At 61.5% G+C, this 21241-nt stretch carries 24 protein-coding genes and 1 pseudogene; 12 read left to right on the top strand and 13 right to left on the bottom strand.

Features of this window, described 5'->3' with window-relative positions; translation table 11 throughout:
- Nucleotides 1–666: 666 nt before the first annotated feature.
- Nucleotides 667–1605 carry a metallophosphoesterase gene (locus ACSKB8_RS23145; protein WP_438106593.1) on the bottom strand — a complete coding sequence of 313 codons (939 nt, stop codon included), beginning with the start codon at nucleotides 1603–1605 and terminating at the stop codon, nucleotides 667–669.
- Between the two features lie 102 nt (nucleotides 1606–1707).
- Here ACSKB8_RS23145 and ACSKB8_RS23140 point away from each other — a divergent pair, with 102 nt between their 5' ends.
- Entirely contained in the window at nucleotides 1708–2196 is a 489-nt protein-coding gene (locus ACSKB8_RS23140) for a CDP-archaeol synthase (protein ID WP_438106591.1), read from the top strand.
- 7 nt (nucleotides 2197–2203) lie between these two features.
- On the opposite strand, the gene ACSKB8_RS23135 is transcribed toward ACSKB8_RS23140, so the two are convergent.
- Complete coding sequence (locus ACSKB8_RS23135) at nucleotides 2204–2722, bottom strand: metallophosphoesterase (RefSeq protein WP_438106589.1); 519 nt, start codon at nucleotides 2720–2722, stop codon at nucleotides 2204–2206.
- Nucleotides 2719–3141: a hypothetical protein gene (locus ACSKB8_RS23130; RefSeq protein WP_438106588.1), complete on the bottom strand. Its 423-nt coding sequence runs from the start codon at nucleotides 3139–3141 to the stop codon at nucleotides 2719–2721. Before ACSKB8_RS23130 ends, ACSKB8_RS23135 begins: the two co-directional genes overlap by 4 nt.
- 623 nt (nucleotides 3142–3764) lie before the next feature.
- Here ACSKB8_RS23130 and ACSKB8_RS23125 point away from each other — a divergent pair.
- The 3 genes and pseudogenes from ACSKB8_RS23125 to ACSKB8_RS23115 form a co-directional block, all read left to right on the top strand.
- A pseudogene (locus ACSKB8_RS23125) lies at nucleotides 3765–3908 on the top strand (IS5/IS1182 family transposase); the annotation flags it as partial.
- Nucleotides 3909–4227: 319 nt separating this feature from the next.
- Entirely contained in the window at nucleotides 4228–4413 is a 186-nt protein-coding gene (locus ACSKB8_RS23120) for a hypothetical protein (protein ID WP_091897192.1), read from the top strand.
- 327 nt (nucleotides 4414–4740) lie between these two features.
- A complete protein-coding gene (locus tag ACSKB8_RS23115; protein ID WP_438106586.1) occupies nucleotides 4741–5988 on the top strand; it encodes an NRAMP family divalent metal transporter in 1248 nt (415 codons plus the stop codon).
- 25 nt (nucleotides 5989–6013) lie between these two features.
- On the opposite strand, the gene ACSKB8_RS23110 is transcribed toward ACSKB8_RS23115, so the two are convergent.
- Together ACSKB8_RS23110 and rocF are read right to left on the bottom strand one after the other, a co-directional pair.
- Entirely contained in the window at nucleotides 6014–6298 is a 285-nt protein-coding gene (locus tag ACSKB8_RS23110; RefSeq protein WP_370989784.1) for a hypothetical protein, read from the bottom strand.
- A 128-nt stretch (nucleotides 6299–6426) separates the two neighbouring features.
- A complete protein-coding gene (gene rocF, locus ACSKB8_RS23105; RefSeq protein ID WP_438106584.1) occupies nucleotides 6427–7404 on the bottom strand; it encodes an arginase in 978 nt (325 codons plus the stop codon).
- 264 nt (nucleotides 7405–7668) lie between these two features.
- Here rocF and ACSKB8_RS23100 point away from each other — a divergent pair, with 264 nt between their 5' ends.
- The gene (locus ACSKB8_RS23100) at nucleotides 7669–7929 is read left to right on the top strand and encodes a hypothetical protein (protein WP_370989752.1); all 261 of its coding nucleotides are present in this window, start codon (nucleotides 7669–7671) and stop codon (nucleotides 7927–7929) included.
- A 24-nt stretch (nucleotides 7930–7953) separates the two neighbouring features.
- Here ACSKB8_RS23100 and ACSKB8_RS23095 read toward each other — a convergent pair whose 3' ends face one another.
- On the bottom strand, nucleotides 7954–10695 hold the full coding sequence (locus ACSKB8_RS23095) for an EAL domain-containing protein (protein WP_438106582.1): 2742 nt from the start codon (nucleotides 10693–10695) through the stop codon (nucleotides 7954–7956).
- A gap of 59 nt (nucleotides 10696–10754) precedes the next feature.
- Entirely contained in the window at nucleotides 10755–11939 is a 1185-nt protein-coding gene (locus ACSKB8_RS23090) for a FecR family protein (RefSeq protein ID WP_438106581.1), read from the bottom strand.
- A 130-nt stretch (nucleotides 11940–12069) separates the two neighbouring features.
- Between ACSKB8_RS23090 and ACSKB8_RS23085 the strand changes: the two genes are divergently transcribed.
- From ACSKB8_RS23085 to ACSKB8_RS23075, 3 genes are all read left to right on the top strand, one after another.
- Nucleotides 12070–13866, top strand: a complete 1797-nt coding sequence (locus ACSKB8_RS23085) for a ShlB/FhaC/HecB family hemolysin secretion/activation protein (RefSeq protein WP_438106579.1) — start codon at nucleotides 12070–12072, stop codon at nucleotides 13864–13866.
- Between the two features lie 150 nt (nucleotides 13867–14016).
- Nucleotides 14017–14847, top strand: a complete 831-nt coding sequence (locus tag ACSKB8_RS23080) for an alpha/beta fold hydrolase (protein WP_438106577.1) — start codon at nucleotides 14017–14019, stop codon at nucleotides 14845–14847.
- A 292-nt stretch (nucleotides 14848–15139) separates the two neighbouring features.
- A complete protein-coding gene (locus ACSKB8_RS23075; protein ID WP_438106575.1) occupies nucleotides 15140–15463 on the top strand; it encodes a c-type cytochrome in 324 nt (107 codons plus the stop codon).
- A gap of 194 nt (nucleotides 15464–15657) precedes the next feature.
- Here the strand turns inward: ACSKB8_RS23075 and ACSKB8_RS23070 are convergent, their stop codons facing one another.
- From ACSKB8_RS23070 to ACSKB8_RS23060, 3 genes are all read right to left on the bottom strand, one after another.
- A complete protein-coding gene (locus tag ACSKB8_RS23070; protein WP_091897174.1) occupies nucleotides 15658–15999 on the bottom strand; it encodes a phasin in 342 nt (113 codons plus the stop codon).
- A 141-nt stretch (nucleotides 16000–16140) separates the two neighbouring features.
- Nucleotides 16141–16326, bottom strand: coding sequence for a hypothetical protein (locus ACSKB8_RS23065; RefSeq protein ID WP_130216251.1), 186 nt, complete (start codon nucleotides 16324–16326; stop codon nucleotides 16141–16143).
- 447 nt (nucleotides 16327–16773) lie between these two features.
- Complete coding sequence (locus tag ACSKB8_RS23060; protein ID WP_438106573.1) at nucleotides 16774–17055, bottom strand: hypothetical protein; 282 nt, start codon at nucleotides 17053–17055, stop codon at nucleotides 16774–16776.
- On the opposite strand from ACSKB8_RS23060, the gene ACSKB8_RS23055 reads away from it, so the two are divergent.
- Nucleotides 17054–17410: a hypothetical protein gene (locus tag ACSKB8_RS23055; RefSeq protein ID WP_091897171.1), complete on the top strand. Its 357-nt coding sequence runs from the start codon at nucleotides 17054–17056 to the stop codon at nucleotides 17408–17410. The two genes, ACSKB8_RS23060 and ACSKB8_RS23055, sit on opposite strands and share 2 nt — an antisense overlap.
- A gap of 33 nt (nucleotides 17411–17443) precedes the next feature.
- Here ACSKB8_RS23055 and ACSKB8_RS23050 read toward each other — a convergent pair whose 3' ends face one another.
- Nucleotides 17444–18019: a hypothetical protein gene (locus ACSKB8_RS23050; protein WP_438110640.1), complete on the bottom strand. Its 576-nt coding sequence runs from the start codon at nucleotides 18017–18019 to the stop codon at nucleotides 17444–17446.
- A 61-nt stretch (nucleotides 18020–18080) separates the two neighbouring features.
- Nucleotides 18081–18614: a GcrA family cell cycle regulator gene (locus tag ACSKB8_RS23045; protein ID WP_370989760.1), complete on the bottom strand. Its 534-nt coding sequence runs from the start codon at nucleotides 18612–18614 to the stop codon at nucleotides 18081–18083.
- A 167-nt stretch (nucleotides 18615–18781) separates the two neighbouring features.
- On the opposite strand from ACSKB8_RS23045, the gene ACSKB8_RS23040 reads away from it, so the two are divergent.
- Together ACSKB8_RS23040 and ACSKB8_RS23035 are read left to right on the top strand one after the other, a co-directional pair.
- Nucleotides 18782–19390, top strand: coding sequence for a S24 family peptidase (locus ACSKB8_RS23040; RefSeq protein ID WP_035705094.1), 609 nt, complete (start codon nucleotides 18782–18784; stop codon nucleotides 19388–19390).
- A 100-nt stretch (nucleotides 19391–19490) separates the two neighbouring features.
- Complete coding sequence (locus ACSKB8_RS23035; protein ID WP_128932532.1) at nucleotides 19491–19766, top strand: hypothetical protein; 276 nt, start codon at nucleotides 19491–19493, stop codon at nucleotides 19764–19766.
- A 40-nt stretch (nucleotides 19767–19806) separates the two neighbouring features.
- On the opposite strand, the gene ACSKB8_RS23030 is transcribed toward ACSKB8_RS23035, so the two are convergent.
- The gene (locus ACSKB8_RS23030) at nucleotides 19807–20781 is read right to left on the bottom strand and encodes a quinone oxidoreductase family protein (RefSeq protein ID WP_438106570.1); all 975 of its coding nucleotides are present in this window, start codon (nucleotides 20779–20781) and stop codon (nucleotides 19807–19809) included.
- A gap of 223 nt (nucleotides 20782–21004) precedes the next feature.
- Here ACSKB8_RS23030 and ACSKB8_RS23025 point away from each other — a divergent pair, with 223 nt between their 5' ends.
- Entirely contained in the window at nucleotides 21005–21205 is a 201-nt protein-coding gene (locus ACSKB8_RS23025) for a hypothetical protein (protein WP_091897156.1), read from the top strand.
- Nucleotides 21206–21241 lie beyond the last annotated feature (36 nt).

Here is a 21241-nt window from a genome sequence, read left to right as displayed (position 1 = left end):
GAGTGCTCCATTCAGAACATCCCGATCAAGATGAAAAGGCCGATCTCGGCCGCGAAGGTCACGGCCATGATTGCGACCGTGAGAAACACATCACCCACCGGAAGAGGGGTCATGGCGCGCCTCGCACGTTGCGAAGCCCCGAAGCCCAATAGCCAACCCCCCGATCTCGGGAATGTTTCAGTTCCAAGCGGTGTTAGGCCGAGACCTTCACTTGTTGCGAGGTGCCTCCTTCCCACGACCTTGCGATCTGGCGCACCATGTCCCGAGCGCTCACATAGATTGAGCGCGGCACCCTCGGCGAAGGCTGCTTGGGGCAACACGGGGACTTCAGTGCGCATCGATCACAATCGCGCTTGCTGGCGAGGTAATACTCACTTCCATTTTAGCTGATCTGTGCGAGCAGTCGCGTGTTGGTTACGAGAACCGCTCGTTTCCGCTGGGAACAATGGACGGCGACTCGTCCAGCTCGCGCAATTTCTGCATCCGCCTTTTGAGAATCGAGGGCAGTTCGGTTTCCTCTCTCACCGATGCCATCGGCGAGTTTAGAAGGAAAGCCGGTTGCCGAAAGCTGCCTCGGGTGTTGAGGTGTTTTCGCTTCGGCGAGCTACTTCTCTCCCCGACTCTTGTTTTAGGCTCATGTACGTGATGAACCGTCTTAGGTGAGCGTCAGGTGCGACGTAAATGGTGCAAGGTTATTTCCGGCGGGCAATTGAGGCGCACGGGAACGACGCTCGAGCCCGCACCAACGGAAGTATAGCCGGTCATATCGCCGTATTGCCAAGGCCCCGCCCCCATCCGTCTTGGCAGCACCGCCTCGAGCTTGATTGGAATGGATCCGGGGAGACAAATCTGACCGCCGTGGGTGTGTCCGCTCAGCATGAGATCAAAATTGGCATGGGCAGCCTGGCGATAAACCTCCGGTGTGTGAGACAACAAGATCGAGAATTGACCGCGGGGTATCGAGAGAGCGGCTTTTTCGATGTTATCCACTCTGTAGAAATGTGCATCGTCGATTCCCGCCAGATAGATCCGTTGGTCCCTACGAACGATTGTTTCGCATTCATTGAGCAGCACGCGAATGCCCATGGCTTCGAGCCCCGGAACCATCTGAATTGTATCGTGGTTGCCGAGCACGGCGTAGATTGGCTGTTTCAGATGATTTCCCAATCGCGCGACACCATCCAGCGCGGGCTGGAAGGGCCCAAAAGTTCGCCCCCGATAATCGCCAGTCAGGACACACACATCGTACTGCATGCTGCTAACGAGCTCGATGAGTTTGTTCATGGCAACTTCATTCATATCCACGTGAAGGTCGCTAATGTGGAGAATGGTGAAGCCCTCAAAGAGGACCGGTAATTTCTCGAACCTCAAGTCATTCCGCCTGACAAGAATGCGTTCTGCATTCTGGCGTGCACGCCAATAAAGCCCCGTTGCCCGCAGAACATTTCGAATGATCCACTCGGCCCAGGATGAGTTTTCGAGGTGAAAGAATGTGAGGCCCTGGCCAAACACCTGAGCTTCATGATCTCGCTCAATTCCCAATCGCTGGCGGGCGTGGAGCGGTCCGAGACGGATCTCGAGTTTGCGCAGAATGTCTTCGTCCACCAGCTAGCCCCCTTGATCGGCCTTCAGGTAGATATAGCGTATTCCCATGAGGCCAGAATCAGCCCGACCCTGGCGGATGCAACTATAAGCTAAGCTGAAGAAATGCAACTTGTGCATATTCTGCAATTGTTGGTTTTAATGACGTTGGCGAACGGCACACCGATCGTTGCGAAGAAGATTTTTGGCTCACGTTTTTCCTTTCCGCTGGATGCCGGCACCACATTTTTTGATGGCCGGCCGTTGTTTGGACCATCGAAGACCATCCGCGGTATCTTGATTTCATTCCTCGTGACGACAGCAAGCGCCCCTGTTATCGGTCTGGATCTGACGATTGGTGCAATCGTAGCGGTTGCGGCTATGGCGGGCGATTTGTTCTCCAGCTTCGTGAAGCGCCGCCTAAACTCTCCGCCCAGCAGCCAGGCACTCGGGCTCGATCAGATTCCCGAATCCGTATTTCCGATGCTGGCATGCCGCGGCGCACTTTCATTGACGATCGCAGACGTCGCGCTTGGCGTCGGGATCTTTTTTATTGGCGCGGTAATTCTGTCTCGTTTTCTATTCCGGGTCCACCTGCGCGACGAACCATATTAGCCCGCCGTTAGCCCGAACGAAGGCAGTGCAGGGTGATTTCTGGTGGACAGTTGAGGCGAACAGGAACGACGCTCGATCCAGCACCGACAGAGGTGTAGCCGGCCATGTCATGATACCGCCAAGCTCCTGCCCCCATCTGTCGAGGCAATACTGCATCAAGTATGATCGGAATAGATCCTGGCAGACAGATCTGCCCGCCGTGCGTATGCCCGCTCAGCAACAAATTAAAACCGGCATGAGCCGCCGGATGATAAACCTCCGGTGTGTGTGACAGTAAGATGGAGAACTCGCCAAACGGTATCTGCAACGCAGCCTTTTCGATATCGTCGGCCTTCAAGCAATGAGCGTCATCGATTCCGGCTAGATAGATTTCCTGATCGCCGCGCACGATCACCTCGCTCTCGTTAAGCAGTATATGTATTCCCATGGCTTCCAGCCCCGGAACCATTTGGATGGTATCGTGGTCGCCTAGAACCCCATAAACGGGCTCCTTTAGATGAGCTCGCACTCGTGCAACGCCGTTCAAGGTAGCCTCAAACGGTCCAAGATTCTTCCCCGATAGTCCCCGGTTAGGACACATAGATCGTAGCGCATGTCGCCGACGAGTTCGATAAGGCGCTGCATGGCAGCTTCATTCATATCCACGTGCATGTCGCTAAGGTGGAGTATGGTGAAGCCGTCGAAAAGCTGTGGCAGCTCCTTGGACACAACATCATTCCGTTTGACGAGAATGCTTTCTGTATTTCGGCGTCCGCGCCAGTAGAGACCAGTCAGCTTGAGTGCATTTCGGACGACAGAGTGGAACGGATACCAGTTCTCTATGTGAAAGGAGAGAAGGCCGTGGCCGAAGATCTGCGCCTCATGAACCGTCTCGATAGCCAATCGCTGTCTCGCATGGAGCGGTCCGAGGCGCCCCTCCAATTTGTGTAGGATATCTTCGTCCATGGAACGAATTCCTCCGAATCGGCTCAACCTCCCATGGGAGCACCAGGACTTGCCAACTCTTCAGGATATTCCTTTCGGCTGGCTGCTTGGCAGCACAAAATCCAGGAAGATCTTCCGGCTTTTTCTTATAAACCTGCTGGACGTTGCAACTTCTATTGTGCGTGTGGAACTTCGCTATGAGCTCAATGTCGCTTTGGGTCATAGCTCGCCGCACCTGCGTCCCAGGCCGGTGGCTTTTTGTATTTAATTCCGGAATTTTGCGCACGAACCAGGAAGACCGGTCCCGGAGAGAAGGTTATAGACTTTTTGGTACCCCCACCTTCTGTTCATTCCAAGCTCTCTACTTACTTCCTCTCGATCTCTCCCGGCCTTGCTTGGTGGTGAAGGTTAGAGCAGAGGACATAAGCGAGAAATCCCGACGCTTGCGCATCGAGATCCTTCCCATGCCCTCAGCGAGCTTGCTCGGCGGAGCCAGGCCGTCGCGCTCGGACCCTGCACATGCGATGGCGCTATGCAGGTCGCGTCTACTTGCGGCGATCTCCATCTCGCCGGCGGCCGCCCTCACGCTTAAGGACGGGTTTGCCTTGGCTGCATCCCATGGTAGGCATCTCTCAAAGCGCACCGCCACCGTTACGCGCATTCTCAAGCTCGACCGTTTGCGTTTACGAGGTCCCGGCGCGCGTGACGAGTTCATCCTCGCAGCCACCGCCCAAAACCTTCGAAAGATGGCCAAGCTGATCCGGATGCCCACCCCGAGCCTCGCATAGGTCGGTAGAGCAGTTCGGCGACGTTGCGACGGAGCTACTACAACGAAATACTGCCGGCCTTTTTCAACAAAATCAGTCAAATTCGGTAAAACTCAAGGTGAGCATAGTAGGTCTGGTTTGGGGCGGATAACGCCCCAACGCCTGCGCTCATGAGTCAATGTCTCAAGCCGCGTCGGGAAAAATTGGCACTCCCGTCAAACTTTATCTAAATCCGGCACATCGGATTTGGCGGAATGAAAGCTCTTCGCGCCATGCTGGGACATGTCGCTTTGCTCCCGTTGCGAAGGACGCAATCGGGACAGATTCGGAGAGACCACCGATGTATTACGTCGCCGCTGCATTGCTGGGGCTGTCGGGACTGTTCTACTCCGCGGGCCGCCACGAGCTCGGCCAGTTCGGCGCAGACGTGTGCCGCTATGGCAGCGCGTTCTGCGACAATCCGGTGCTCGTCTTCGCGGGCGCAGCGCTGGCCGCCGCCTGGGGCATGTTCGTCAGCATCAAATAGCACCCGGCCACGACTTGGCTTCCGGACCTGCGAGCAGGCCAGGCGAACACAAGACATCGCACCGCAACAGAAAGCCCGCGGCCGGGGACGGCGCGCACATCGGCTATTTCTGCGATGATGACACTCTACACCTGTTTTGCCCGACGGGTCAAACGAAATTCGTATTATCAGAATCAAATCCACACGGCCCCCTCTGCGGGAACTTTCCGGCTATAATCGGGCTTAATCGTTGATTTCGAAATTGCGGAAGGCCTGCCCCTGTCGACCCGATCAAAACACCGCCCCGCCAAGCATGGCAGCGTCGACGCCTCGACCAAGTCCGTGCCGGTGCTGCTGAAAAGGCTGGGGCCGGGCCTGATCACCGGGGCGGCCGACGACGATCCGTCGGGCATCGCCACCTATTCGCAGGCCGGCGCGCAATTCGGCTACGGGCTGCTGTGGACGGTGTTTCTGACCACGCCGTTCATGATCGCGATTCAACTCGTCAGCGCCCGGATCGGCCGGGTCACCGGCAAGGGTCTCGCCGCGAACGTCATGCAGCTGGCGCCGCGCTGGGCGGTGCTCGCGCTCGTGTCCATGCTCGTCGTCGCCAACACGTTCAACATCGCGGCCGATATCGCCGCGATGGCAGAGGCGCTGGCGCTCGTGATCGGCGGTCTCCATCACGAACACGCGCTGATCTTCGCCGCCGGCTCGACCCTGCTCGAGATCTTCCTGCCCTATCGCCGCTATTCGCCGGTGCTGAAATTCCTCACGCTGGCGCTGTTTGCCTATGTCGCCACCGCCTTCACCGTGCAGATCCCGTGGAGCACGGCGCTGCTCGCCGCGGTGTGGCCCAAGGCGAATGTCAGCGCCGACTATTTTCTGATGATCGTCGCCGTGCTCGGCACCACCATCAGCCCTTATTTGTTCTTCTGGCAGGCCTCGCAGGAGGTCGAGGAGATGAACCAGGGCAAGCACGACAGGCCGCTGCGCGATCTGCCGAGCGGCGGCGATCCCGTGCTCGCGCGCATCCGGGCCGACACCATCTCCGGCATGCTGCTGTCCAACGGCATCGCCTTCTTCATCATCCTGACTACCGCAGCGGTGCTGAATGCCAACGGCGTGACCAAGATCCATTCGGCGACGGAGGCCGCCGAAGCGCTGCGGCCGCTCGCCGGCGACTTCACCTTCGCACTGTTCGCGCTCGGCATCATCGGCACGGGGCTCTTGGCGATCCCGGTGCTGGCGGGCTCGGCGGCTTACGGCGTCGCCGAGATCTTCGGCTGGCGCGCCACGCTGGAGGCGAAGCCCGAGAAGGCAGTCGGCTTCTATACGATCATCGCGGCCGCAACCATCATCGGTTTCGGCCTCGGCTTCACCGGGATCGACTCGATACACATGCTGGTGTGGAGCGCGGTGCTCAACGGCATCGTCGCCGTCCCGATCATGGCGATGATGATGCTGATCGTCTCGAGCAGTACGATCATGGGCCGCTTCAAGGCCCGCTCATGGCTGATCGCGCTCGGCTGGCTCGGCACCGCACTGATGGCGCTGGCCGTCCTTGCCCTGCTCGGCTCGTCCGTGATCGGGTGATGAGAGAGGGACAACGTCGATAAGGCTACGGCGTCACAGGATTGACGGTCGACGACGTCTTCGGCCCCGGCCGTGCCGGCTCGACCGGCGACTTCGGTTCGGTCGGAAGCACGGCAGCGCCCGCGGCGCGCGCAGCTTCCCCGGTGGTCGCGTACATCGCGATATGGGCCGGCTGGGTCTTGGCGCGGCTCCAAGGGCCGTGGTCGACGATCAGCATCGCTGCAATCGTCACGCCCGCCACGATCAGTGCGATTACGCCGGGATGACGAAGCGCCGTAGAGATGGAATCCGCGAAACGATCAGCCGTCATCATCAGAAGGTCCGCAATTATCCTATCGCAGGTTAATTCAATTGCGTCCCGCTGGTTCCCGTCCTGGCTCCGGTAAGTTCCCGGCCAAGGCGGGGAACACACCCTCCTTTCAATGGTTCAAACCGGTTTCACTCGCCCGGCGCGATGGCATTGCTCGGCGTCGGCCGGTCGGTGATCTGCTGACCGAACAGGCTACCGATCAGTTCGACCGCGGTACGCGCGGTCCGGCCGCGCTCGTCGAGGAACGGATTGAGCTCCACAATGTCCACCGACCCCACCAGCCCTGAATCGTGCAGCAGCTCCATGATCAGATGCGCCTCGCGATAGGTCGCGCCACCGGGCACCGTGGTGCCGACTTCCGGAGCCACGCACGGGTCGAGAAAATCGACGTCGAAGCTGACATGCAGCACGCCACCGCTCGCCTTCACGCGCTCGATGACGCGCCGGATCAGCACGGCGACGCCGAACTCGTCGATCTGGCGCATGTCGATGACCCTGATCCGGCGCGCGCGCATCAACTCCTTTTCGAGCTTGTCAACCGAACGCGCGCCGAACAGGTCGAGCCTATCGGGGTCGATCGAGGCGCGCGGATCATCGCCCAATAATCCGTCGAGGCCAGGCTCCCCGCACAGGAACGCGGCCGACATGCCGTGCATATTGGCCGTGATCGTCGTTTCCGGCGTGTTGTAATCGGTATGGGCATCGAGCCAGAGCACGAACAGCTCGCGGCCGCGTTCCTTCCAATGACGCGCCATCGCATTGACCGACCCCATGGACAGCGTGTGATCGCCGCCGAGGAAGATCGGCAGTGCGCCGGTTTTCGCGATCTCATAGCCTCTGTGACTCAGCACGCGCGTCCAGCGCTGGATCTCGCGGTAGTGATTGGCTTTCTCGGGCGGCTTGTCGGCGAGGTCCCGGACCTCGGCCACGGAAAGATCGCCGTAGTCGACGACGTCAAAATCGAGGCTCTCGAGCAGTGTCGCAAGGCCCGCGGTGCGGAGCGCAGCAGGGCCCATCAAGGTACCGCGCTGCGAAGCTCCCATGTCGATGGGAGCGCCGAGCAAGGCGATCCGCCGGGTTCGATCCGTCACGGTCCGATCGGTCACCGCAATCTCCTGACGTCAGCAAGGCTACCGTCAGCCTAACAGAGATTCGCACCCGTCGTTTCCCGGGAGGTCCGCCCGTGGGCATATCATCCCGGAACAAATCCCCCGCGCCGAATTGCCATCCAAGGCCGGCACCCGCCGTAAATGTAAACCACGGCGCCTGTCGCGGATAGCCAAAGGTCGTCAGACCCGCTGTTCAAAACGAGCGCTCGCGCGGATAGCCAAAGGTGCCGGCCTCCATCATCGGGCCTGGAGATCGCACGCTTGAGCACGGAGATACCGCAGTCCAATCCCCAACCTGGCATGGCCGAACGCGCCATCGATGCAGCGACAGATGTATCCCGCACGATCGGTGAAGTCGCCGGAGGCCTGCATGCAGCGGTCGACCGTCTTACCTCTGCGATCGAGGAAGCGCGAAGGCCGGGCCGGCCGCTCTCGACGGTTGCGGCGATTACACGCGAAGCGCCGCTCACCAGCCTGTTCGTTGCCTTCCTGTTCGGCGTCGCGGTGGCGCGCCGGCGCTAGCGACTTTACCCGATAGCAGCCCGTCTAGGCGGCGCTGACGATAGCGCGCTCGATCGTGAGAAACTGCCGTTCGAACGCCTCGGAAGGCATAGGACGGCCGAAGAAGTAGCCCTGCCCTTCCGCGCATCCCATGCTGATCAGGAAGTTGGCCGTGGCGCGGTTCTCGATGCCCTCAGCCACGACCGTGAGCCCAAGCTGCCTGCTGAGACCGATGGTGGAGCCGACGATCGCGGCATCATCGGAATCGGTGAGCAGGTCGAGCACGAACGACCTGTCGATCTTGAGCCCATCGAGCGGAAATTTCTTCAAATAGCTCAGGCTCGCATAGCCGGTGCCGAAATCGTCGAACAGGACGCGGACGCCGAGCTCCTGGATCCGCTTGAACATGTCGAGCACGCGGGCCTCGTCGTGTAACAGGATGTCCTCGGTGACTTCGAGCTCGAGCAGCGAGGGGGCCAGCCCCGTCGCATCGAGCAATTCGGCAACCGAACGCGCGAGGTCACCGGAATCAAGCTGGGACGGCGACAGGTTGATCGCCACGCGGACCTCGTTGCCGGATATTTCCCAGGCGCGCGCCTGGCGGCAGGCGGTCTCCATCACCCAGTTCGCAATCCGCTCGGACAGGGCCGAAGTGTTGACCACCGGCATGAACTCCGCAGGCGAGACGTAGCCGCGCACGGGGTGACGCCAACGGATGAGCGCTTCGGCTCCGACCAGGCTGCCGTCGACCAGACGAACCTGGGGCTGGTAGAACAGTTCGAACTCGTCGCGATCCGCGGCAAGCGCCAATTCACTCTCGAGCCTTAGCCGGTTCTCCAGCTCCTGCCTGATCGCACTCTCGAAGATCAGGTGGCTGCCGCGCCGCGTCAGCTTCGCCTTGGTCAGCGCAAGGTGGCCGTTGCTCAGGAGATCATCAGCATTGCGCCCGCCGTCGGGATGGACGGCAACTCCGATGCCGATTCTGACCCGGTGCTGCCTTGTGCCCGTTGCGAGCGGCGTTTCGAACGCGCGCGCGATTCGCTCGGCGAATTCGGCAATCGGCTCGCTTGCGTCCGCGCAATCTAGCGCGACGGCATACTCGTCGCCACTGAGGCGTGCGACGATCGCCCCGGCGCCGGCCTCGGCCGTCAGGCGCTCGGCGACCGCCCGCAGCACGCGGTCGCCCGCGGCATGCCCGAACATGTCGTTGATTTGCTGGAAACCGTCGAGCCCGAGCACGAGCAGTGCGACGTTGGAAGACCGATGCTCTGCCGCGGTGATCAGACTGGCGAGCGACGCATGCAGCATGTCGCGGTTGGCAAGACCTGTCAGCGCATCATGTTCGGCGAGATACCTGACGCGCTCGGCCTCGCGCTTGCGCACCGAGATGTCGCGCAGGATCGCTCCATACTGGAAGCCGTCCGTTCCCTGCCAGCCTGAGAAGCTCGCCTCGACCGGGAATGTCTCGCCGTTCTTGCGTCGCCCTTCGAACTCGACGACGACGGCACCACCGGGAACCAGGAGCGACTGGCGCGCGGCATCGTGCATGGACGGCCTTGGGTCGCCGTCCGCCGGTACGGCGCACAGCGTTTCGAACGGGCGACCGATCATCTCGGCCGGCATGTAGCCGAAGATGGCGCTCGCGCCGGGATTCCAAACCGTGATCCGATGATCCTCGTCGGTGCAGACGAGACCATCGCCCAGCGACATCGCGATACGGTGGAAGCGGCTCTCGGCGATGCGACCCAGGAGACTGCGGAAATCGATCTCGTCCAGCGCAATCGCCGTCAGATAAGCGATGATCGCGATGTGGAACAGCGACGTATCGATGACGAAGGGCCATCTCGCCTGCACAAGGGTCGCGACCAGTTCGATGGCAGCACCGGCTGCGATCAGGATTGCGACGCGAAGTCCCGGTGCGAAGCGGCGCCACGAATAGATCATCAAGAGGCAGATCAGGCCGAGGCCGAGCATCATGCCGGCATCGGAGGTCCAGCGCAGCATCCGGTTCTGGAGGATCGATTCCGCCGCGAGCGCCTGAAGGACGGGTCCAGAGACGATGCGGCCATTCGGAACGCTGAACCGGTCGCCCAGTTCGAGCGCCGTCGCGCCAACGATGATCTTCTTGCCTCTCACCTTGTCCAGGGTCGCGGCATCGCCGCGCAGCACGTCGACATAGGAGACACTTGGGATCGAAGCCGCCTGAATACTGAAGTCGATCAGGAAGGGGGGCCGGCGATTGGCGTCCTGCCCAGCCAGCACGACGGCCATCGACGGCATCAAGGCGTCACCGAGCTTCTCGCCGAACGGATAACGGCGCACGAGTCCGTCGGATTCGACCGCGACATTGACGACGGCCGGCCAAGACTGGTTGCTGAACGGCTTCAGGGGATGATCGATGTAAGCCGCGCCGCCATTCGGCGCCGGCTGCTTGAAGGATGGCAGAACCGTCGAGCCGCCGACGTCCCGAAGCGCCTTGACGAAAGCCTCGTCAGAGGCCGGATCCGACGGCGTGCTGAAATCGACGTCGAAGGCCACATCCTGCGCGCCGGCGGCTTCAAGCCTATGCAGAAGCTCCGCGTGCAGCCGGCGAGGCCAGGGCCACACCCCGATCTGGTCGATCGAGGGCGCGTCGATGGCCACTACGACGACATTGCCGCTGGCAGCACGCGATTGCCAGGCGAACCGCATGTCGGTGAGCGCATTGCGGAGCGCGCAATGCCACCCCGTGGACAGCACGACCGCAAGCGCGATCACAACCAGAATATGCGGCCGATAGCGTTTCACCCAATCCTCCCCCGCGCCCGCTTCAACCGGCGAGCCCCCTCATCCCCTAGGAAATCGCCTTAGTGTCTGTTGTAGCCGTGGCCGTTGCTGCCGTTACCGCCGCCACGCCCATCGCCGTTGTTGCCCCTGCCGTTACCGGTGGCGCCATTGTTGCTATTGCCATTATTGTTGCTGCCATTACCGGAATTGCCGTTGCCACCGGAGTTTCCGTTATTCGCTGCCGCTGCGCTTGCGGCCGGCGAGGCACTGCTGCCAGCTGTTGCGGCAGCACTAGTCGTTGCCGCGGTTTGGACGACACTGTTGGATACTTGCGTGCTGGCCTTGCCATCGCTCCAGACCGTCTCGGTAGCGGTGCTGGCATTCGCGCTGCGCACCTGTCCGGGGCCAACGGCGCCATGGGCGAGCCCGTGCGTCACTTTTTGGAAATTCAGCTTGACCTCACCGAGCGAGCTCGAGATGCGCACGACGCCGGCCTTGGGGGCGTGCCCGCCAGTCGCCTGATGCGACCTCATCGGCGCACCGACCATCTTGATCCCCTTGTCGATCGGACCTAGCGCATGGATCGCATGACCATTTGCGGCATTGCGCGGTGCGGATAATCCCGATTTCGGCACGGGAATGCGCTCGATGGTGGAGGCGCGGGGCTTACCCTGCTCGATCGGATTGAACGTCCCCGCACCGCTCAGGCTGAGACCAGGCTTGCCATGTTCGAAGACGGCGGCCACTTGCCCCGGCATGACCTGGGCGATCTGTCCGGTCTTGAAGTCGGAAACTTCAACTTGGCCGCGGAGCACGCTGACCTTGGTGCTGCCCGCACCCACCGTGACGCTGAACTGCGTTCCCTTGACGACGGCGGCGAGGTAAGGCGTCTCGACCTCGAAATGCTTGACGTTACGCTTCTCGACCTCGAGCAGGATCGAACCCGCCTGCTGGATGATGGTGGTCGACAATCCCTCCTTCTTCTCGGCAGGCAAGCCGACGACCGAGTTGGGAGAGATCAGGATCGTTTCCTCGCCGCGGACGAGCAGCACGCGGCCGTTGCGGCCGGTGCGAATGGTGTCGCCAGGCTTGAGCGCCTCCTCCTGATTCAACGACACCTGCTGCGCGCCATTGGTGGCGACCCAGACCTCGCCGGTGGCCTTGCTGACCGACCAGGCGCCATTCTCCGCGCCAAATGCACCGGATGCGGTTCCAAGGATCAGCGCTGCCAGCAAGGCGCGCCACACTCCAACTCTACCGAACATGACAATCCTCAGTCCGCGTTACAGCCAGACCTGAGGCGTATCCGAAATCACTCAAGAGAAAATTAGCGCGAAGTGGCGAGCCGAGAAGCCGCATTAACCAATCATTGACTATGAAAAACTATGGAAAATCATGCGGCTAACGAACCCTTACCGCCTTATGGGCAAATCCCCGTCAAACTACGGAGACGCGTTCACTCCGCGTATTGAGAAGCGACACTTCCTTACCGCATCGGTACTGCTGGCAACGATTTTTACGGGAATTCCGCAGTCCTTCGCGCAGCAGGCGAACCAGCCAGGCTTTGATCCGCGCCAGCCCGAGAAGTACTTTGAAAACCAAACCGAGCGGGAAACGCTGAACCGCCCCCCGGTCAGGCTACCGACGGTCGGCCAACCCAACACCGGCGGTGATACCAAGCCGCAATTCGTGCTGCGCGGAATCGACGTCATCGGCGCCCACGCCGTCTCCCCCGATCGCATCGCTACAGCCTATCAATCCTATCTTGGAAAGAAGGTCTCGCAAGCGGATCTCGCCGCGATTGCCGGCGCGATCAGCGATCTCTATCGCGAAGCCGGATTCCACTTGAGCCGCGCGATCGTGCCACCGCAGGATATCGCCGACGGCCGCGTTCGGATCCAGGTGATCGAAGGCGCCATCGTGCAGGCCGAGCTGAAAGGCGACGGCGCCGAACAGTTCGGCGTAAGGCCGATGCTCGGGCCGATTCTGGCCGAGCAGCCGTCGCGCCTGGCAACGCTCGAACGCCAGCTCTTCCTCATCAACGGCAGGCCGGGCGTCCGGATCACCGACACCGCGCTGGAAGAGATTGGCGGAGCGACCGGCCGCTTCCGCCTGATCGTCTATTTGAAGACCTGGCACGTCTTCTCATCGTTCGGCATGGACAATCTCGGATCTTCCTCAGTCGGTCCGTGGCAGACCTACGCGACCGGCACGTTCAACTCCTACCTCACGCCCGGCGACACGCTCGCGGTCAACCTGTCGACCATCGCCAATGATCCGCGCGAGCTCGGTTTCGCGCGGATGTCCTATGACGCACCGGTCGGTGTCGATGGCGTGCGCCTTGGCGCTTCGATCCTGTACAGCGCAGTCCGGCCTGGCGATGCTCGTCGTCTCGACAGCGACATCACCACCACCGAGGCGTTCGAGCTGCGTGCCAGCGTCGTCCCATTGCAGTCGCTGTCCTCCTCGCTGGCCCTGACTGCCGCGACGACCTTCAGCAATGTATCTGAGCACGACCTCTACGGCCCCTGGTATAACGACCACATCAGGACGGCGAGCCTGACCGCCGACTACAGGCTCCAGGATCGCTTCGGCGGCACCAATTTCGCGACTCTGAGCTACCGGCAGGGCCTCGACATCTTCGGCGCTTCGCATTTCGACGACGATCAGTTGTCGCGCGTCGGCGCGTCATCGAACTTCTCGGTGCTGAACCTTTGGTTCACGCGCTATCAGACACTCAACGACGCCTGGTCACTCAAGCTCTCGGCGGCGAGCCAGACGACATCGCGGCCATTGTTCACCTCGCAGCAATTCTATCTCGGCGGCGCCGCCTTCGGCCGGGGCTATGGCGCGGCCGAGATCAGTGGCGACAACGGTCTTGCCGGCTCGCTCGAACTGCGCTTCGACCAGAAGCTCAATTTTCGCTACTGGACCGGCTATCAACTCTACGCCTTCGGCGACGCCGGCGCGGTCTGGAACGACGGGTACCGCCTGAGCGACGGCCTCGCGCTGACCTCGGCCGGGGTAGGCGTGCGGTTCTTCCTGCCGGACGATCTCCAGGTCGATCTCGGCGTAGCCGTTCCCTTGAGCTACAGGGCGCCGGACAACGAGCGCCGCAGCCCGCGCTTCCTGCTCACACTGTCGAGCGCGCTGCGGCTCTGCCCTGAACGAGGCAAGGCCGGCTGTCTCTAGGCCTTGCGCTTCGCCCCACAAACCTGCATGCGGCGCTTTTGCGGCTTGCTCACAGACTTGCCTAAATTTAATCCCGTAACTTGCTCACGATCGCTCGATCCGCGAGTTCCCAATGACCATGTTCAGCCAAAGGTGATTTGAGACGAAGCCATGAAGAGGGTGTTTGCAGTCCTGGCGTTCCTCTGCGTCCTCGCCGTCGGCCAGTATTTCATCGTCAGCCGGTTCGCGATCCACCACGAGACTTTGAGCATGTTCGACGCCTCGCGCCAGCGGCCGATCTCGGTCGACATCGCGGTGCGGCGTGATTACGAGACCAAGGCCAATCTCGGCCTCTGGAAGCTCCCGCTCGCCATCATCAGCAACGGCAACACCGTCAAGGCGACCGAATATTCCTTCCTGGCCAACGTGCTCGCCGCACGCGGCTATCTGGTTGCCAGCATCCAACAAGATCTTCCGAGCGATCCGCCGCTGATGACCCATGCCGGCCAGAAATACGTCGGCCGGCGTGAAGTCTACATTCGCTGCGAGGCCAATATTCTGTTCGTGCTGGGCGAGTTGAAGAGGCGGCAGGAGAACGCCGACTACGACCACATCACCCTCGTCGGCCATTCCAACGGCGGCGATGTCTCGATGTATGTCGCCCATCAGCACCCGGAGCTGGTATCGAAGGTGATCACGCTCGACAATCTGCGGGTGCCCTTCGTGCTCAGCGACCATATGAAGATCCTGTCGTTCCGCTCGAAGGATCCGCATTTCGTGACCGATCCCGGCGTACTGCCGACGCCGGAGGAGGCCAGGGCTCGCGGCATCGACATCGTCCATACTGGTGCACAGCACACCGAGATGAGCGATCGCGGTCCCGACGCGGTCAAGGAGAAGATCCAGGCGACGCTCGACCGCTTCCTGCGTGACAGCGCCAGCAGCGCGCTCGCGCCGGCCGATACGAAGAGCCCGATGATCATGAACCCTGGCGACTATTAGCCGGAAACCCTTTGCGGCAGATCAAGGCAGCTCCGAGCCGGCCACGATAGGAAGGGCCTTGCCATCTCGGAGAGGCACGTGTCGCACTATACCGAAAGTCTTGATACGAAGAGCCTTGATACGAAGAGCCTTGGATTGCCCGCGGCAAGGACGCCGGCGTTCGTACGGCACTTTTATCGTTCGACCCGCAGGCTGCTGCGGTCGATCATCGCCCGCATCGATCTCTCGCAATTTCCGGGATCGTGTTGCGGGTGAGCACGTCGGCCGCAAGCGCATGCATGAAGGTTGCCCGATGCACCGATGTTTGAGACGAATTTTCCTGTTGCTTGCCGGCGCCATTGCGGGCTTCGGCATGTCGCCTGCCCTCGCCGCCGATGCCGAGCACGGCGCCGATCTCGCCAAGCGCTGGTGTGCGAGTTGCCACGTGGTGGCGAGCGGCCAGACGCAGGCTAGCGCCGACGTCCCCTCCTTCGCATCCGTTGCGCGCAGGCCAGACTTCAGTCCGGAGCGGCTCGCTTTCTTCCTGCTCGATCCGCACCCGAAGATGCCGAACTTTCCCTTGAGCCGGACCGAAGCTGGCGACATCGCGGCCTATATCGGATCGCTGCGCCAATAGAACCCCGGTCAATCGCGAGCCTGCTAAAAACTGCAAATCCCTGCCGGAAGACCGACAGGGATCAGCAGAAAGGATGATGGACGGCAAATGGGGATCCATTCGGTGGCCCATCATGGACCTGCACCAGGATCAGAATACGCATCTCGCCGCCGCGCAAGATCAATTTGTGGGCATGCCGCACGGCACCGACAGAATCAGGACTTGTCCTTGCCCGGTTGCATGAAACTGCCGGTCATCTGGCGCATGTGGTCCCCGGCGCTGGTGAATTGACTGCGCAGGAAGTCGGACTGAATTCGCATTGCTTCCTGAAGGTCTGTGGCGTGAACGAGCTTGCGCGCGTGCTCGAACGCCGACTTCATGTTCTGTTCGGTGAAAGCGAGCGCCTGCTTCGACACGTCCGTCCCCGCGCCCGGGACGGACGACATCGATTTGGTGGCGGCTTCGAAAAACATGCCGAATGCTTTTTCCGCCTGGTCAATCGTCTTTTCGGCCAAGTCGCGCAGTTCGGCCGGAACTTCGAGTTTCGGTTCGATCATGATCGCCTTCCTCCCTTTTTCTGACTGAATACCACACTTGCCGGATCGCCTTCCAGCGGCCAGCCCCGGGCAAAAGGTTGCCCGGTGGGCCGGATCTGGCAGGAAACGAGGGACGAGGTGTAAGGCCGGCGCGGCCGAGACTCAGGACAGGGGGTGTTCGGGAAGAGTTTCTTCGGTGGCGAGGTCTTCGACGAGCTTGATAACCTCGAAACGCTGCCGAGCCTCGAGCTTCAGGAACGCACGGAGCAGGCGCAGGCTTTCGACGGTGCCGCTCGCGGGCGCGCCAAGCTTGAGGTGCAGTTCAGCCGCGAAATTGAGGTTCTTCATCCCGCACCTATGACAAGCATCGGCCTTCAGTTCTTGCGTCGAAGTCGCAGTCGAGGAGCGAACGCCGCAACCCAATACAATGGCGACAATCAGCTCCGGCCGGCAGGTCCCGGCGGGCTAGCAGGCCGAATTCCATTAGCCGAACGGATGGGCCCAACCGAACAGGTTGCAATTATGCCAAGGAACAACCGATCCGGCAAGCCCAACAGCCCGGCGTAGCGATGCTTCGCCCGCATCGCGCCACGGCAATTCCGGATAACAGGAATATCGAGCGCCGTCACCCACCTGCGTCAAGAAGCGGCATCAATCACGCATACAGCCGAGATCGCTGCCAATCGGCGCTGCGTTTCGCCTTGTTTCCGATGTGAACAGACATTTGCAGAGACGAACTGGCGCCTCGGCAGCATATACACGTAATTGTTGAGTAGCGTCCCAGCGGTTGTATCGTCAGCGACATGAACGCCAGGTCTTCAACGTTCCGATTGGGGCGCCGGTGAAGCCGACCAACGCGGCAAGCGCCTTGGGATCGGTCGCCTTCCTCATCTCGTCGGAATGCGCCCCGCTGGCGCTTTTCCCAGCGAGCCTCATCGGTTCCGATATGTTTTCCGGCCGTGAACCGTTGTTCAGGAGCGAACGACAAAGCGGTTGCGGAACGGCCACGCGGACGACGGCGCCATGGCTGATAAACTCATGATTTGGGCGCGTGTCACCACCAAAGGACGACGGCATGCTTTCTCGCTGCGATCTGATCAAGGGCGCCGCGGTCGCGCTTCTTACCCTCTCGATACAAGGCGCATGGGCGCAGGAGACCAGGATGAACCTGTTCAAGATCGTCACCATCAAGGACGAAATCATCGTCGGATTGTCGGCGGAGGAGCTTCAGGCGCTCGGCGGCAATGACGCCAGCGCGCTTGCGCATGCGCTGGCGCAGAAAGGCGACCTCACCGTCTGGCAGTACAGCGTGCACCGCGGCCCGAACGGCGAATTGCAGCAGGCGCCGACCGCCAAGATCGGGCTTTTGGCCAACGCTTCTCTCCGTGTCGAGCCGTATTCCACGCCTTACCAGATCGTACCGCATCCGTAAGCAGCAGACGGCATGCCCGCGGGCGTGCCGTCGTCATTTGCGCTGCTCTGCCCGTGGTGTCCCCGTTTCCGTCGCAAAACCGTAGATCAGCGCCAGCCGGTCCAGGCATTCACGAAAACGCCGCGCAAAATAGTCGTTCCAGCGCTGCGTACGAACGGCGCGCCGCTGCCCGATCTGATCCATGGTCAAGCCCAGCACGAGCACGTCGTGCACCAATGCTGCGCCGTCGGTGCCGAGTTCGCGTTCGACTCGGTTCAGCCGCAACACCGCCTGGCGCTGGCTTTCGGTGACCGGCTCGCGCGTACGCGCGCCATCGACATATTCGCGGGTCGGATCCATCGCGTGAGGGCCCCTCTCCGCTCTCTCCCAATCGCTCTGGAAGGCGCGCCCGCCGCGATATTGTGCTTCGTCGATTTGATGGTGCGCGTGAAGCCGGCCGAGCGGGTCACTACGGACGGACCGGACGGCCACGATCTTCTCGCCGGCATCGAGCGCCAGCGGATTGTCGACCTCGACTTCCGCCACATCGGCATTGAACGGCACGTCGCGGGACCGCCGGTCGTAGATTCCAGCCAATTTGTAAGATTTATTGCGTCGAGCACGTGCCACTCGGATACTCCTTGCAAAGTTGGCGATTGCAAAATCGATAGTCGAACGGGCGGCCGCCTCCTCAGCCGGCCGAGACCAGCCGCAACACGACGGGACCGACGACGCGGGCGGACGCAACCCCGGATGGCCGCGTCAGACCTGCATGCGGCGCGCAATAGCTGGAGCCGGGCTGACGCGGATGGCCGCAAAACGTGATCTCCTCCCCGTCCTTGTCGCCGCCATAGGGATAGCGACAGTCGCCTCGCGCCAGTTCGAGCAGCGGGATCAGGCGTGGCCGGACGCCGACACAGCGCAACTTCACGCGCGCCGCAGGTTTCATCGCGGATTTTGGCGGCAGGTTCAGGTTTGGTAACGCCGGACGGCGCAGCGAAGGCAGACAGGCCTCGCCCGGCAAAGGCGGCACGATCGGCGGGCTCGTCATCCGTGCCAATGCGGCGACTCCCAGCCGCTTGGCGCGGCCAGCCACCGCGTTGCGCGTGTAAGCCGTTCCAAACCTTGCGTTAATCTCCGTTGCGATTGCCGCGTAAGACATTCCTTTGAGAAAATAGTCGCGAAGCGCGTCGGAGTGCTCCGACGGCCAATGACCCGGTTCCATGCTGCTGTCCTGTGATGCGCCTGCTCCGATCGCACGATCGGGTGGCGGGAAGGCACATTCCGGTATTCCGAATCGAAAGTCAAGGCATAATTCTGATATTCATAATTGCATCAATTCCGAATTTCGGATTATAAGAGGCAAGACGGTGCGCAATCGAGGGAATCACCATGTTGGACGTTGCAATGATCGAGCGGGGCCTGGAAAAGACGGGCAAGAGCAAGGGCGGCCTGGCGGCGGCCATGGGCGTGCGGCCCGGCGCGGTCTCGGAGATTCTCGGCGGCGAGCGCCTGGTGAAGGCCTCTGAGATCATTCCGATCATGGAATATCTCGAGCTCAACCTCGCGCCGATCATGGGCCGCGTCGGCGCCGGCGCCGTGATCGAGCCCGATTATGAACAGGTTCCGCCGGAGGGACTCGGCGACATCACGCTGCCCTTCCCGATCATGGAAGAGACGGTCGCCTTCGAGATCGTGGGCGATTCGATGCTGCCCAAGTACGAGAGCGGCGACGTGATCGTGGTCTACAAGGACCAGCGCCATCCGCTGTCGAGCTTCTACGGCGAAGAGGCCGTGGTCCGGCTCAAGACCGGCGAGCGCTATTTGAAGACCATCGAGCGCGGGAAGAGCCCGTCCGTCGTCAATCTCACCAGCTTCAACGCCAAGCCGATCGTCGGCGTGAAGCTCGACTGGGTCGGAGAGATCTGCCTTTCCATGCCCAAGGGACAGCTCGAGCGGCTGCGCGCCAAGTCGGCCCGCCCCCGCAAGAAGGGCAAATAGGGCCCGGATTTCCGGGATTTGGAAATCAACCCTTGACTGATTTCTGATTTTCGGAAATACTCTGCTGCAGTCCCGACTCGGGGTGCGGCAGGTTCATTCCATGCAATATTTCGTCGTGATGATCGACTACGGGCGGCGCGGTCGCGAGGCGGTCGTCGATCCCGAAATCACAAGGCGCGAGGTCATCTCGCGCATCGTTTCGGGCGAATACCAGAACGTCTCGTTCATCCACGAAATCGCCGAGAATTCGGTCGAGGACGTAACCGAGGCCATCCTGGCCGAGGCTGCGCTGCCCCAGATCCCGCCCGAAGACATCGACCTCCAGGCAAAGCGCCTCGATCACGCCCGCGATCTGCGCAAGCACGAGCGGACGTGACGGAAGCCGGCAGCCTCTGCCCTACCGTCTCGGGTGAACATCACACCATGAGCACGGTCGATCCCGTGGTCTTGCGCGCCGCGAGATCGGCATGCGCCTTGGCGGCATCCTTCAGTGGATAGGTTTGGTGCACCTCGATCTTGACTGCGCCGGACTTGACGACGTCGAACAGCTCGCCTGCCATCGCGACCAGACTTTCACGCTTGGCGGCATAAGTGAACAGCGTCGGCCGCGTGACGTAGAGCGAGCCCTTCTGAGCCAACAGGCCGAGATTGAGCGGCTCCACCGCGCCGGAGGACTGGCCGAACAGCGCGGCGACGCCGAGCGGCGCGAGACAGTCCAGCGATTTCAGGAACGTGTCCTTGCCGACGGAATCATCGACGACCGGCACCTTCTTGCGGCCGGTGATTTCGTCGACGCGCTTCACGAAATCCTCGCGCGTGTAGATGATGACATGGTCGCAGCCATGCGCCTTGGCAAGCTTCGCCTTCTCGTCGTTGCTGACGGTGCCGATCACGGTCGCGCCGAGATGCTTGGCCCACTGGCTCAGGATCAGACCGACGCCGCCGGCTGCGGCGTGGAGCAGGATGGTGTCGCCGGCCTTCACCCGATAGGTCTGCCGGATCAGATACTGCGTCGTCAGCCCCTTGAGCATCATGGCCGCCGCGGTCTTGTCATCGACGCCGTCAGGCAGCTTCAACAAGCGGTCGGCGGGAATCAGCCGAGCCTCGGAATAGGCGCCGAGCGGCGAGGCCCCATAGGCGACACGATCGCCCGGCTTCAGATCGGTGACCCCTGGGCCGACCTCCTCGACAACGCCGGCCGCCTCGCTGCCGAGCCCGCTCGGCAGTTGCGCCGGATACAGGCCGGAGCGGTTGTAGATATCGACGAAATTGAGACCGACGGCGGTGTGGCGGATGCGCGCCTCGCCCGGTCCGGGCTTGCCGACGCTGACCTCCTCCCAGACCAGGACTTCCGGGCCGCCGGTCTTGTGAAAGCGAATGGCATGCGTCATGGGCGTTACTCCCTATCGTTGCAGTGAAGTTCAGAGCACTTGATCGTCCCGTGAAATAGGCATTTGGTCCGGCCGTTACAGTACAGACACGTAACAAGAATGTCACAACGGGCGACAAACGCCCGCCGTTCCGTCTCTGTTCGGAAGAGTTGATGACGGGCCTGGGGCGAGTGGCAGTAGCCTTCACGCGGGGTTTGGTAGTCGCCTGCGAAGGAGAGCCGAGATGCCAGCTTATGTTCAGCATCATCAGGATGTCGAAATCGCGCCAGTGAATTGCCCCACCTGCATGGGGTTCCTGCCGATGTATGTGCGCGAGGTCGAACCGCATTGGAGCCTTGCCAAGATCGACTTTGTCTATGAATGCGCCGATTGCGGCGCCGAGGTCAGACAAACCATCCGCAAGCCGGAGCAGCTGCGGCACTGATCGCGGGGCCCGCGCACCGCTCAACTATTTGCGTTA

Origin of the sequence: Bradyrhizobium sp. BR 1432 (assembly GCF_051547705.1) — a bacterium.
Lineage (GTDB): Bacteria > Pseudomonadota > Alphaproteobacteria > Rhizobiales > Xanthobacteraceae > Bradyrhizobium > Bradyrhizobium zhanjiangense.
This window is presented reverse-complemented; position numbering and strand designations above follow the sequence as displayed.

Coding starts and splice junctions, on each gene's coding strand:
- ACSKB8_RS23140 (WP_438106591.1), top strand. CDS start 1,708: ATGCAACTTGTGCATATTCTGCAATTGTTGGTTTTAATGACGTTGGCG.
- ACSKB8_RS23130 (WP_438106588.1), bottom strand. CDS start 3,141: ATGGACGAAGATATCCTACACAAATTGGAGGGGCGCCTCGGACCGCTC.
- ACSKB8_RS23120 (WP_091897192.1), top strand. CDS start 4,228: ATGTATTACGTCGCCGCTGCATTGCTGGGGCTGTCGGGACTGTTCTAC.
- ACSKB8_RS23110 (WP_370989784.1), bottom strand. CDS start 6,298: ATGACGGCTGATCGTTTCGCGGATTCCATCTCTACGGCGCTTCGTCAT.
- ACSKB8_RS23090 (WP_438106581.1), bottom strand. CDS start 11,939: ATGTTCGGTAGAGTTGGAGTGTGGCGCGCCTTGCTGGCAGCGCTGATC.
- ACSKB8_RS23085 (WP_438106579.1), top strand. CDS start 12,070: ATGCGGCTAACGAACCCTTACCGCCTTATGGGCAAATCCCCGTCAAAC.
- ACSKB8_RS23080 (WP_438106577.1), top strand. CDS start 14,017: ATGAAGAGGGTGTTTGCAGTCCTGGCGTTCCTCTGCGTCCTCGCCGTC.
- ACSKB8_RS23075 (WP_438106575.1), top strand. CDS start 15,140: ATGCACCGATGTTTGAGACGAATTTTCCTGTTGCTTGCCGGCGCCATT.
- ACSKB8_RS23070 (WP_091897174.1), bottom strand. CDS start 15,999: ATGATCGAACCGAAACTCGAAGTTCCGGCCGAACTGCGCGACTTGGCC.
- ACSKB8_RS23065 (WP_130216251.1), bottom strand. CDS start 16,326: ATGAAGAACCTCAATTTCGCGGCTGAACTGCACCTCAAGCTTGGCGCG.
- ACSKB8_RS23055 (WP_091897171.1), top strand. CDS start 17,054: ATGCTTTCTCGCTGCGATCTGATCAAGGGCGCCGCGGTCGCGCTTCTT.
- ACSKB8_RS23060 (WP_438106573.1), bottom strand. CDS start 17,055: ATGCCGTCGTCCTTTGGTGGTGACACGCGCCCAAATCATGAGTTTATC.
- ACSKB8_RS23045 (WP_370989760.1), bottom strand. CDS start 18,614: ATGGAACCGGGTCATTGGCCGTCGGAGCACTCCGACGCGCTTCGCGAC.
- ACSKB8_RS23040 (WP_035705094.1), top strand. CDS start 18,782: ATGTTGGACGTTGCAATGATCGAGCGGGGCCTGGAAAAGACGGGCAAG.
- ACSKB8_RS23035 (WP_128932532.1), top strand. CDS start 19,491: ATGCAATATTTCGTCGTGATGATCGACTACGGGCGGCGCGGTCGCGAG.
- ACSKB8_RS23030 (WP_438106570.1), bottom strand. CDS start 20,781: ATGACGCATGCCATTCGCTTTCACAAGACCGGCGGCCCGGAAGTCCTG.
- ACSKB8_RS23025 (WP_091897156.1), top strand. CDS start 21,005: ATGCCAGCTTATGTTCAGCATCATCAGGATGTCGAAATCGCGCCAGTG.